Source organism: Bradyrhizobium lablabi (assembly GCF_001440475.1).
Lineage (GTDB): Bacteria > Pseudomonadota > Alphaproteobacteria > Rhizobiales > Xanthobacteraceae > Bradyrhizobium > Bradyrhizobium lablabi.
On the sequence record NZ_LLYB01000099.1, the window covers coordinates 37,473 to 49,302 of the forward strand.

The window sequence follows — 11,830 nt, forward strand, 5'->3', positions numbered from 1 at the left end:
CGCGTTTCTGGCTTCCTTCGCCTCGATCCTGATCGCGCAGTCATTGGCGTGGTCCTGAGGCGCACCTTGCGCGCCGAGCTTCTCGAGGGAGGTTCCAAGGAAGCCATCCGCCTCGGCGCCGGCTTTCTATCAACCCTGGCCGCGCTGGTGATCGGCCTGATGATCGCGTCGGCGAAGAATACCTACGACAACCAGAACTCAAATATCCGGCAGCTCGGCACCAACGCCGTGCTGGTCGACCAGATGCTGACAAATACGGACCGGACGCAAAGGCGGCGCGCACCCTGCTGCGCGAAATCATCCCCTCCGCAGCCGCCCGCATCTGGCGGGAAAACGTCGCGGGCAAAGCCGACGAAGCGACCTTCGTCGTCAGCGAGACCGCCGAGCGGTTCTACAGCGCGGTCGAAGCGCTCAAGCCGTCCAACACGGAACAGACCTCGCTGAAGGCGCGTATCATTCAGCTGACGACCGATATGGGCCGGACACGGCTTCTGGTGTTCACGCAAGCCGACGACGCGATACCGCCGCCGTTCTTCATCGTACTGGTGCTCTGGCTGGTCGTGATCTTCGGAAGCTTCAGCCTGTTCGCCGAGCCAGGCCCGGTCGTTGTCGTATCGACGCTCGTATTCGCGCTCTCGGTATCGAGCGCGCTGTTTTTGATCGTCGATCTCAGCCACCCCTTCCAGGGTCTGATGCAGGTCTCGAACCATCACCTGCAGATGGTGCTGCCGACGATCGAATGAAGTTACGGCGCGGTCTGCGCGGCCGGCACCTTGATCTCCTGCGGCAGGATGATGGCAGCCACGATCACCAATAGGCATAGCGCGCCGAACGCCTGCAGCATGGTGGAGAAGCCGCCCTTTTCATAGAGCCACGCCACCAGGCCGACGGAGGCGCCGGCCGCGGTGAAGCCGACGAAATAGCGCACCGAATAGGCGCGCGAGCGCCATTCCTCGGTAGTGTATTTGCCGACCATGGCGTCGTTGACGGTGACCTGCCCGAACGCGCCCATAACGATGCCGATGGAGGCGACAATCAGCGGCAGGTTCGACAGCGTGGCCGCAAAATACATGAACGGCGCCAGCAGGAACGACAGCGGCAGCATCACGGTCTTCAGCGAATAATGGTCGATCAGCTTGCCGATCGTATACTGCGTCATCGCGCCGAACACATAGACACCGGCCGCGATGATCCCGAGCAAGGCGGGGCTCTCGGTCACGCCGGCCAGCCGCTCGGCAAACAGCTTTGGCATCGCCACCGTGATGGCGTTGAAGGTGGTGGAAATCGCGATCACCACGATCAGCAGCGCCAGCAGCACCCGCCACATGTCCTGCTTCGCCACCCTCGCCTGCGCTGCCGCCTGCTTGGTGCCGGTGCGGTCCTCGTGCACCACCATCGACGCAAAGACGACGCCTATCAGGATGGTGAGGACTCCGGGCGCGATGAAGGCCCAGCGCCAGCCGAGATATTGCCCGATCACGCCGGTGACAAGCGCCGAGGAGGCAACGCCGAGATTGCCCCAGACGCCGTTCAGGCCCATCTCGCGGCCGAGCCGGTCGGCATAGGAGACGATCATCGCGGTGCCGACAGGATGATAGATCGAGGCGAACAGGCCGATTGCGAGCAGCGCCGCGCCGAGCTGCAGCGGCGTCTGCACGAAGCCGACGGCGATCATCGACGCGCCGATGCCGAGAAAGAAGATCACCATCATGTGGCGCCGGCTCCAGCGGTCGCCGAGCCAGCCGGTGATCAGCGAGCCCGCCCCGAAAGCGACGAAACCGGGGGTGGCATAGGGCAACAGCTCCGAATAGGCCATGCCGAGCGCCGGGCCCATGATGATGACGGCGGCCGCAAAAATGAGCATCGCATAATGGTCGATGAAATGGGCGGCATTGACGAAAGTGATAACCCGGCTGGGGCTGTTCATGGTCGATTCCCGAATCCCGTAATGTCCTGAAATAGGTTATACGGGGATGTCCTGACGGGATGTCGCCAATGAATATCGCCGAAAAGCCAATTGCCGCCATTATCGGGCGCCTCACCTCGACCGGCGACGGCATCCACATGATCGCCAACAGCTACAAGAAGGGTTTTCGGATCCACACCCATATGCACCGCGAGGCGCAGCTGGTCTATGCGGCCAGGGGGACGATGCAGGTGACGACGCCGAAAGGCCGCTGGCTAGTGCCGCCGGACCGCGCGGTGTGGGTCCCGGCCCTATCAGAACATGCAATCGACGTGCTCGCCGATATCGAGATGCGGACGCTCTATTTCGAACTCGACTGGCTGCAGCGCGAGGCGCGCAGCCACAGCCTGGACGCTGAATTCGTGGTGCGGGTGTCGCCGCTCCTGCACCAGACCATCCTCGCTCTGTTCGACGATCGCGACGACCGCGAGCGAACCGAGCTTTTGCTGCGGCTGGCCATGATGGAGCTCGACCAGGCCGAGGATTCCGCGACTTTCATTCCGCTGCCGCACGAGCCGCGCTGCCGGCGCGCCGCCGACATCGTGCTCGCGGACCCGACCGTCGACCACGAGATCGAGACGCTGGCGCGCGAAGTCGGCACCTCGGCGCGGACGCTGTCGCGGTTGTTCTCGGCGGAAACCCAGTTGAGCTTCAAGAGCTGGTGCCAGCGCGCCCGGATTGCAGCCGCCATCGAGAAGCTGTCGACCGAGGCCGGGGTCTCGGTCAAGCAGCTTGCCTCGGATCTGGGCTATGCCAGCGTGCCTGCGTTTTCCCATGCCTTCCGGCAGGTTACCGGCAAGACGCCAACGGAATTCGCCGGCAAGGAGTGAGTAATCCCTTTGCGGAGACATGACATATTTCCGTACGATCCATGCGCTTGATTGTGATCGGCACCGCCCTAAATTCCGTATAAGATTCCGGCACCCTCACTGGATTCGACTTAACCGCATGGCCAACGCCTTTTTCTCCGACCTTCTCGCGACGATCTCAGAACGTGGCCGCACGCTGCTGCGCCGGGGCGATCCGTCGGTCGCCCGCCAAGACTCCTCCGAACTACTTGAACTCTGTGAGGCCCTGCTGTCGGGCCGCGGCGAAGCCTCAGCCACCGCGCTGGCGCGGGACGTGCTCGATCGCTACCACGACCTCGACGCCGCCCATCGCCTCACCTTCTTCGAAGCGCTGGCCCGCGACTTCGGCCCGGACCGCGAGAAACTGTCGCAGGCGATCGAGAGCTGGCGCAGCCAGCCGAACGACACTGACGCCAGCGACCTTCACTTCGCTTCCGAACCGCGGCGGCAGGAATTGATCCGTCGGCTCAACCGCGCGCCCGGCGGCACCAGCGACCTGGTGGCGATGCGCGCCGACCTGCTTGCCCTGATGAAGGGCAACAAGGATTTGGCCGCGCTCGATCGCGACGTGGTGCATCTGCTGTCTTCTTGGTTCAACAGGGGATTTCTCGTGCTGCGAAGAATAGATTGGTCGACGCCGGCCAATATTCTGGAACAGATCATTCGCTATGAGGCCGTGCACGAGATCCGCGACTGGGCCGACCTGCGCCGCCGCATCGACCCGGTCGACCGCCGCTGCTACGCCTTCTTCCATCCCCAGCTCAACGACGAACCGCTGATCTTCGTCGAGGTGGCGCTGACCGAGACCATTCCGACCGCGATCGCGCCGCTGCTCGCCGCCGAGCGCCAGCCGGTACCGATCGAACGTGCCCGCACCGCCGTGTTCTATTCGATCTCGAACACGCAGAAGGGGTTAGGCGGCATTTCCTTCGGCAGCTTCCTGATCAAGCAGGTGGCTGAGGAATTGCGGCGCGAATTGCCCAAGCTCGATACGTTCATCACGCTGTCGCCGGTGCCGGGCTTCATGCAATGGCTGAAAAAGGGCGACGACGTTCCGCTCAGCGACGAGGAGCGGACGCTGCTGGAGGCCCTCGACAAGCCGGACTGGTACGAGAACGCCGAACTAACGGCGCAACTGCGCGCCGTGATCGAACCGCTGGCGGCGCATTACTTCCTCAAAGCCCGCACCTCAAAAGGCCGGCTGGTCGATTCGGTGGCCCGCTTCCACATCGGCAACGGCGCGCGGCTGGAGAAGATCGACTGGCTCGGCGACCTCTCGCCCAAGGGCCTGCGCGAATCCGCCGGCATCATGGTCAACTACCTCTACCGGCTCGAGGACATCGAGAAGAACCACGAGGCCTACGCCAACCAGGGCGAAATCGCCGCTTCCAGTGCGGTGAAGAAGCTGCTGAAGACCGAGGGCGGCCGGCGGCTGCTCGACATGCGGCTGTCGTTGACCGGCGAGTGATCCGTTCGCCGCTCGATTGGAAATCACGCTGCAATGGCCGATGGCGCCGCACCTTTCCGGCCGATAAGTCCCGCTGAGCGGATCGACGCCATCGACGTGTTGCGGGGCATCGCCCTGCTCGGCGTGCTCGCAATCAACGTCGTAACCATATTTCGCGTTTCGATCTTCGAGCGGTTTCTTCCGCAGACCCCCCTGGCATCGCCGATCGACCGTGCCGTCGACACGATCTTGATGCTGGCCGTCGATCTGAAGGCGCTTGCGCTGTTTTCACTGCTGTTCGGCGCAGGTCTTGCGATCCAGTTCGAACGGCTTGCCAAGAGCGAACGTCGCACCTCGCTCCTCGTGCGCCGGCTCGCCGTGTTGCTGGCGTTCGGGCTCATTCACCTTTGCCTGATCTGGAACGGCGATATTCTCACCGAGTATGCGCTCGCCGGCCTGATCGTCCTGCCGTTCCTGTTCGGACCACGCTGGCTCGTGGCTGTCGCCGCGCTGGCGGCTCTCGGGCTGTACCTTGCGATGCAGGCGTTTCCCCCGTCGGGATGGTGGCCCAGCACGGCTGCGCTGAGGCAGGGCGTGGCGGAGGCGCATCGCATCTATGCGACGGGCGGCTTCCTCGACGTGCTGGCGTTCCGGATTCGCGAGCTTCCCCTTTTCTTTCCGCTGCACGTCTTTATCTTTCTGCGCACGATCGGGTTGTTTCTTCTCGGCGCGTTCGCATGGCGCACCGGCATTCTGCGAAGCCCGCCTCTTCGCCTGCTGTTTTCGATCGCTGCCGCCTGTATCGGCCTTGGCGCGGCATTGATCCTTTGCCATGCCAACGGTTTTATCGCACGCGGCCGGATCGGCTCCCTGATGGAGCCTCTCGGCACCATACTGCTGGCGCTGGGTTACGGGGCAGCCATCATCGGCACCGCCAATCTCAAGAGCGGAAAGAGGCTGCTCGGCTGGGCTGCGCCGCTGGGACGCATGGCCTTCACCAACTACCTCATGCAGTCCCTGATCTTCGGCTGGATCTTCTACGGCTACGGCCTCGGCCTGTTCGGCCGTCTCGGGGTCGCCAGCGCGCTGGCCATCGGCATCGCCGTCTACGTCGGACAGGTGTTGTTCAGCGCGTGGTGGCTGCGCCGCTATCGGTACGGCCCTGTCGAATGGCTGTGGCGTACGTTGATGTATGGTGTACGACAGCCGATGTTGCATTCACCAGTTGAGGCGGCGCGATGACGATAGACTGGACCGACGACAAGGCGGGCATGGATTGGCAGGAACTGGAAGCGCTCTATCGGGCGGCTCCGCTCGGCAACAAGAATGCGGACGATCTCAAGGTGGTGTTCGGCAACAGCATGTTCTGTTGCTTTGCCCGCGACAACGGCCGGCTGGTCGGCGTCGGCCGTGTGCTGGCTGACGGACGCGACTGCGCCTATCTCTGCGACGTCGCGGTTCTGCCGACCCATCAGGGAACGGGTCTCGGAAAGCAGATCGTCGAACGACTGCTCGCCATGTCACAAGGACACGCGAAGATCATCCTTTATGCGGTCGCCGGTCGCGAGCCGTTCTATGCGAAGTTCGGCTTTCTGCGGATGAAGACCGCTATGGCGATTTTCCGGAACCGGCAATCGGCGATCGACAAGGGGCTGTTATCCGAGAACTGATCGGAGCGATCGCGCGTTTTCGTTTCAGGTCTTGTACTCATAGAGCAACCGGGCCCGAATGGTGCCTTCCAGCGCCCTTATGTCCGCGAGCACGCGCTCGCCGTCGGCGGCCGACGCATCGGCATCCAGCACCACATAGCCGACGTCATGCGCGGTCTCGTAATATTGCGCGGCGATGTTGACGGCATGACGCGCCAGCACTTCGTTCAAGCGCCCGAGCATACCCGGCAGGTTACGCTGCACCTGAATGAAACGCGTGCCTAACGGCCGCGACGGCAACTGAACCTGCGGGAAGTTGACGGCGCCCATGGTCGAGCCGGAATCGCTGTAATCGACCAGCTTGCGCGCGACCTCGGCGCCGATGCGCTCCTGCGCCTCCTCGGTCGAGCCGCCGATATGCGGCGTCAGGATGACGTTCTCCAGTCCCTGCAGCGGCGAGACGAAGCGATCGGAGTTCGAGCGCGGCTCGACCGGAAAGACGTCGACCGCGGCGCCGCGAAGCCTGTTCTCGCGCAGCGCCTCGGCGAGCGCTTCGAGGTCCACGACCGTGCCGCGGCTGTTGTTGATGAAATACGCTCCGTGCTTGATCGCGCGAATCTCGTCGCGCCCGATCATGCCGTGCGTGGCGGCAGTTTCCGGCACATGCAGGCTCACGACGTCGCTTTGCGCCAGCAGCTCATGCAGGCTCGCGGTCGGCTCGGTGTTGCCGTGGCGAAGCTTGTCGGTGTGATCATAGAAGATCACCCGCATGCCCAGTGCTTCGGCGAGGTTGGAGAGCTGCGAGCCGATATTGCCGTAGCCGACGATGCCAAGCGTCTTGCCCCTCACCTCGTAGCTGTCGTTGGCCGACTTGTCCCAACGCCCCTCATGGGCCGCGTTGGAGCGCGCGACGATCCGGCGCAGCAGGAAGACGATCTCGCCAATCACGAGCTCGGCCACGCTACGCGTGTTGGAGAACGGCGCGTTGAACACCGGAATTCCGGCCCGGCGCGTGGCGTCGAGGTCCACCTGGTTGGTGCCGACACTGAAACACCCGACCGCGATCAGGCGGTCCGCGGCCTCGAGAACATCCGGCGTGATTTGCGTGCGCGAGCGGATGCCTAGCAGATGCACGCCCTTGATGGCCTCCTTCAGCGCATCGCCCTCGAGCGCCTTGGGCAGGCGCGTCATGTTGGAATAGCCGGCAGCCTCGATCAGCTGCACGGCGCTGTCGTTGACACCTTCAAGGAGCAAGACCCGGATCTTGTCCTTCGCAAGCGAGAGTTGGGGAAGCGTGGTGGCCAAGATCGCAGCGTCCTTCAGCGGATGAATGGTAAACTGGCGGCCCGGAAATCGGCGATCAGCGGCAGAGCGAACGTCCGGTCGGGGCCATTGGTTTCGCCCTTTCCTATGCCATCCGGCCCTACGCCGCCAGCGCCTTCATTTCGTTTTAGAGATCGGATTATGTGCCTCCACCGTCATTGCGAGGAGCCAACGGGTCCGGCCTTCGGCCGGCCCGATGATAAACTCCGCGACGAAGCAATCCATGCTTCAGCAAGCGGAGATATGGATTGCTTCGCTGCGCTCGCAATGACGAGCGAGAGACCTCCTCAGGACTTCGCCTTATCCCGGAAATACGGCTCGACCGGGCCGTGCACCTTGATGGTCAGCGGGTTGCCGTAACGGTCCTTGGCATTGCCGGCGGTGACGCGCACCCAGCCCTCGCTGATGCAGTATTCCTCGACATTGGTCTTCTCGACGCCCTTGAAGCGAATGCCGACGTCGCGCGCGAGAATCTCGGCGTTGTAGTACGGACTGTTCGGATCGACCGAGAGACGGTCGGGAAATTGGTCGCTCATTGGCTTGTCGTTCTCGCTCACAGCAGTGCCTCGATATCTTTTCTTAGTCCCTCTGGGATCGCGGTGGGCGCGTAACGCCCGACCACCCCGCCCGACCGGTCGACCAGGAATTTGGTGAAATTCCATTTGATCGACGAACCCAGCAATCCCGATTTCGCGTTCTTCAGATGGTTGAACAACGGATGCGCCTGGCTGCCGTTGACGTCGATCTTGGCGAACATCGGGAACGTCACGTCATACTTGCTCGTGCAGAACGCCTCGATCTGTTTGGCGTCGCCCGGTTCCTGGCCGCCGAACTGGTTACAGGGAAAGCCGAGCACCGCAAAGCCGCGTGGCGCGAAATCACGATGCAACTGCTCCAGCCCTCTATATTGCGGCGTGAATCCGCAGGCGCTCGCGGTGTTGACGATCAGGAGCGCCTGGCCCTCGAACCGCTTCAGCGGAACCTCTTCGCCGGCGAGCGACTGCGCCGTAAAATCATAAACGCCTGGCATGGTCCTCTCTATCAGCCGACCGGATCGATCGCCGCCGCGGGCGTTCCGCCGGCTTCGATTGCCTCGCCCGCGGCGAGACAGAGATCCTCGCGGTAACGCCCGGAAACCAGTTGCACGCCGACGGGAACGCGTCCCACCAATCCCGTCGAAACCGTTAGCCCGGGAAGCCCCATGAAGGGAATCGCAATCTGCGGCAATTGCGCATGCCAGACGCGCGCGAACGACGCCTCGTCCTTGCGGTCGAGATGATCGGGGAACGGCAATTCGCCCGATACCGGCATCAGCAGCACGGCGTAGTTTTCGAAGAACGAAAGCCATTCGCGCGTCAGCGTCGCGCGCCGTGTCAGCGCCTTCGACAGGTCGAAGGGATGCACTTTTGCGCGGTTGCCGCGCAGGCACGCGAGCGCGCCGGGGTCGCCCTCACGTTCGGCCGCTTCCAATTGCGCCTCGTAGCCGTCGCCGAGCCAGAGCTTTGTCTGCAGATCCGCCGGCTCGCGCAGCGGCGGCGTATTCGCGATTTCCTCGACGGTCCAGCCGGCGCGTTCAAGCCGCCTGCCGGCGTCGGCAATGGCGGCCTTCACTTCGGGCACGGGATCGAGGCCGTCAGGATTGAGACACATCGCGACGCGCTTGGGCATCGCCGGCCCCTCCAGCGGCGCCGGCACCCACCAGGGATCGCGATAATCCTTCACCGACATCGCCGCCAGCGCGATCCTGATGTCGCCGATGGTGCGGGCCAGCGGGCCCGAGACCGCGCTGATCTGCGGTCCGATCGGCCGCTCGGGGAGCGCCGAGTTGAACGCGGCGACGCGTCCCAAGGTCGGGCGCAGGCCGTGCACGCCGCAGGCGTAAGCCGGGTAGCGGATCGAGCCCGCGATATCAGTGCCGTGCGCGATATGCCCGATGCCGGCCGCGACCGCGGCCCCCGCGCCACCGGACGATCCGCCCGGCGTGATCGAGGGATCGCGCGGGTTCTTGGTGTCGCCATGGATGAGATTGGTGGTGAACCAGCGATAGGAAAACGCCGGGCAATTGGTGCGCCCGAGAATGACGGCGCCTGCCTTGCGCAGATTGTCGATCACCGGGCTGTTGCTCTTCGCGATGGTATCGCGCTGCAGCTTCAGCCCGTTGGTGGTGGCAAAGCCCTCCTGGTCGATATTGACCTTCACCGTGACGGGCACGCCGCCGAGGGGACCGGTGTCTTCGCCGCGCCCGATGGCGGCATCGACAGCGGAGGCTTGAGCCAGAACGTCCTCGGGCCTGTGGTCGACGACGGCGTTGATCTTGGGATTGACTGCATCCAGCCGCGCCAGCGCCGCGGTCGCCGCCTCCCTGGCCGAGATTTTCTTCGACCTGATCAGCGAGGCCATTTCAGCAGCCGACAGACGCCATAGATCCTGCATGCAAAACTCCATTCGATTGCCGCCCTTTTAGAGCGTTTTCAAGCGAAGTGGAAACCGGTTCGCGTCAGGAAAACGCGTCAAATCAAAAATCTACCGCCGGGCGCAGGGCAATGCCAGCGGGAGGAAATGGCAGGGCCCGCGCGCTCCCTCTCCCCGTTCTTGCGGGGAGAGGGTTGGGGTGAGGGGCTGCTTCCGCGAGCTCCGTCTGTGGTGAGACCTGTACCCCCTCACCCGGATTGCTTCGCAATCCGACCTCTCCCCGCAAGCGGGGCGAGGTTGATTAAAGCTAGCGCATATGGGCGATGTAATAGGCGAGATCGGCGATCTGCGCGACCGAGATCGGCGCCATCACGTCGGCCATGCTGGCATCATAGCCGTGGCGGCTGTTGTCCTTGTACTCGGCAAGCGTCTTGGCGAGATAGTCCTCGCGCTGGTTGGCGATGCGCGGGACGTTTTCCTTCCCCGAAAGATCTGGGTTGTGGCAGGTGTCGCAGCGGTGCTGCTGCACCAGCGCCTGGCCGCGCTGCATCCGCGCCGGATCGCCATTTTCGCCTGGTGCTACAGGCTTCGGCATCTTGGCGATGAAGTCCGAGAACAGGCGAAGATCGTCGTCGGTCAGCGGCTTCGCCATCTCGTTCATCGGCTCGAAGACGCGCAGCTTCTCGCGGAACATGAAGAGCTGGATCAGCGCGTATGGCGCCTGCTGCGCGCCGAGCGAGGGCGTGTTTTCGGTCTCCGATTGGCCCTTCTCGCCGTGACAGGCGAGGCACGGCGCGATGCGCTGTTCGATGGTTTCGGCATTGGCGGAGGCCGCGATTAAAGCGAACGCCAGCATCGTTATTGTTTTGCGCATCGGCCTATTCCAAGCACTTCCGTCATCGCGAGAAGCGAAGCGACGAAGCAATCCACGCCTCCGCAAGTGGCGGAATGGATTGCTTCGCTGCGCTCGCAATGACGATTGAGACTACGACTTCCCCGCCACCTTCTGCTTGCCGTAGGTGATGCGGTAGACGGCGCCGTTCCAGTCGTCGGAGACCAGCAGCGAGCCGTCCTTCATCTGCAGCACATCGACCGGGCGGCCGATATATTTATTGTCTTCCAGGAAGCCGGTGAGGAACGGCTCCAGCGACTTCATCGTGCCGTCCTTGTTGAACTTGGCAACCATGAGGTCACCGCCGACTTTCTTGGAGCGATTCCAGGAGCCGTGGCGGGCGATGATGGCCGCGTTCTTGTAGGCTTTCGGGAACAGGCTGCCGGTGTAGAAGCGCATGCCGAGCGCTGCCGAATGCGGCCCCAACAGTCCCACCGGCGCGGTGTATTCGCTGCAGGATTTACCCCAGCCGAATTCGGGATCGACGATATTGCCCTGCAGGCAGAACGGGGCGCCGAAATGTTCGCCGACCTTGGTGATGCGGTTGAGCTCGTCCTCCGGCACGTCTTCCGACATCCAGTCGCGGCCGTTATCGGTGAAGTAGAGCTGCTTGGTCTCCGGATGCCAGTCGAAGCCGACGGTGTTGCGGACGCCGCGGGCGATCACTTCTGCGCCCGAACCGTCGAGATTCATCCGCTGGATCAGACCGTGCTCGTCGTCGTGCAGGACGTTGTTGCCGGGCTGGCCGACCGGAACGTAGAGCTTATTGTCGGGACCGATGGCGATGAACTTCCAGCCATGGGCCTCGTCCTTCGGCAGCTTGTCGAAGATCACGGTCGGCTTCGGCGGGTTGTCCAGGTTGTCCTCGACCTTCTCGATCTTGGAGACCTTGGACAGTTCGGCGATGTAGAGCGTGCCGTCCTTGAAGGCTAGGCCGTTCGGCCGATAGAGGCCGGAGGCCAGCACCTTGACCTCGCGTTTGCCGTCCTTGTTGACGATGGCATAGACCTTGTCGACCAGACGGCTGCCGACGAACACCGTGCCCTTGTCGCCGAGCGCGAGCGAGCGGGCGTTCGCCATGCCGGCGGCATACACCTCGATGTTGAAACCGGCCGGCACCTTGAGCTTCGCCGTCGGCAATTTGTCGGACGTGGCTGCGATCGGCGGCGGCGCGATCGGCGCAAGCTTGGCCGCGGCATCGTTGCCGGCGGGACGGCCGATCAACGGCGACCCAGGCGGAAGCGGTGCAGCCGCAGGCGCCGCTCCGGCGGCCGGTGGCGTAGCGGCGGCCGG

Annotated in this window: 12 protein-coding genes; 5 read left to right on the plus strand and 7 right to left on the minus strand. The window is 63.5% G+C overall.

Annotation, left to right across the window (positions count from 1 at the left end):
- The first annotated feature begins 128 nt into the window (after window positions 1-128).
- Window positions 129-743, plus strand: coding sequence for a bestrophin-like domain (locus CQ14_RS42625; protein WP_082650073.1), 615 nt, complete (start codon window positions 129-131; stop codon window positions 741-743).
- Between the two features lie 2 nt (window positions 744-745).
- Here CQ14_RS42625 and CQ14_RS28855 read toward each other — a convergent pair whose 3' ends face one another.
- Window positions 746-1,927, minus strand: coding sequence for an MFS transporter (locus tag CQ14_RS28855; protein ID WP_057861207.1), 1,182 nt, complete (start codon window positions 1,925-1,927; stop codon window positions 746-748).
- A gap of 68 nt (window positions 1,928-1,995) precedes the next feature.
- On the opposite strand from CQ14_RS28855, the gene CQ14_RS28860 reads away from it, so the two are divergent.
- The 4 genes from CQ14_RS28860 to CQ14_RS28875 all read left to right on the plus strand — a co-directional run bounded on the left by CQ14_RS28860 (window position 1,996) and on the right by CQ14_RS28875 (window position 5,931).
- The gene (locus CQ14_RS28860) at window positions 1,996-2,796 is read left to right on the plus strand and encodes an AraC family transcriptional regulator (protein ID WP_057861208.1); all 801 of its coding nucleotides are present in this window, start codon (window positions 1,996-1,998) and stop codon (window positions 2,794-2,796) included.
- 118 nt (window positions 2,797-2,914) lie between these two features.
- Window positions 2,915-4,282, plus strand: coding sequence for a malonyl-CoA decarboxylase (locus CQ14_RS28865; protein WP_057861209.1), 1,368 nt, complete (start codon window positions 2,915-2,917; stop codon window positions 4,280-4,282).
- 33 nt (window positions 4,283-4,315) lie between these two features.
- Window positions 4,316-5,503 (plus strand): DUF418 domain-containing protein, encoded by a 1,188-nt coding sequence (locus tag CQ14_RS28870; RefSeq protein WP_057861210.1) that lies wholly within the window; start codon window positions 4,316-4,318, stop codon window positions 5,501-5,503.
- Window positions 5,500-5,931, plus strand: coding sequence for a GNAT family N-acetyltransferase (locus CQ14_RS28875; RefSeq protein WP_057861211.1), 432 nt, complete (start codon window positions 5,500-5,502; stop codon window positions 5,929-5,931). Before CQ14_RS28870 ends, CQ14_RS28875 begins: the two co-directional genes overlap by 4 nt.
- 24 nt (window positions 5,932-5,955) lie before the next feature.
- Here the strand turns inward: CQ14_RS28875 and serA are convergent, their stop codons facing one another.
- The 6 genes from serA to CQ14_RS28905 all read right to left on the minus strand — a co-directional run.
- On the minus strand, window positions 5,956-7,215 hold the full coding sequence (gene serA / locus CQ14_RS28880; protein WP_057861212.1) for a phosphoglycerate dehydrogenase: 1,260 nt from the start codon (window positions 7,213-7,215) through the stop codon (window positions 5,956-5,958).
- A gap of 305 nt (window positions 7,216-7,520) precedes the next feature.
- The gene (locus CQ14_RS28885; protein WP_057861239.1) at window positions 7,521-7,769 is read right to left on the minus strand and encodes a DUF3297 family protein; all 249 of its coding nucleotides are present in this window, start codon (window positions 7,767-7,769) and stop codon (window positions 7,521-7,523) included.
- Between the two features lie 17 nt (window positions 7,770-7,786).
- The gene (locus CQ14_RS28890) at window positions 7,787-8,263 is read right to left on the minus strand and encodes a glutathione peroxidase (RefSeq protein ID WP_057861213.1); all 477 of its coding nucleotides are present in this window, start codon (window positions 8,261-8,263) and stop codon (window positions 7,787-7,789) included.
- Between the two features lie 11 nt (window positions 8,264-8,274).
- A complete protein-coding gene (locus tag CQ14_RS28895) occupies window positions 8,275-9,666 on the minus strand; it encodes an amidase family protein (RefSeq protein ID WP_057861240.1) in 1,392 nt (463 codons plus the stop codon).
- Window positions 9,667-9,952: 286 nt separating this feature from the next.
- Complete coding sequence (locus tag CQ14_RS28900) at window positions 9,953-10,519, minus strand: c-type cytochrome (protein WP_057861214.1); 567 nt, start codon at window positions 10,517-10,519, stop codon at window positions 9,953-9,955.
- Window positions 10,520-10,630: 111 nt separating this feature from the next.
- Window positions 10,631-11,830 (minus strand): PQQ-dependent sugar dehydrogenase (locus CQ14_RS28905; RefSeq protein WP_156435550.1); only part of this gene is annotated, 1,200 nt, incomplete at its 5' end.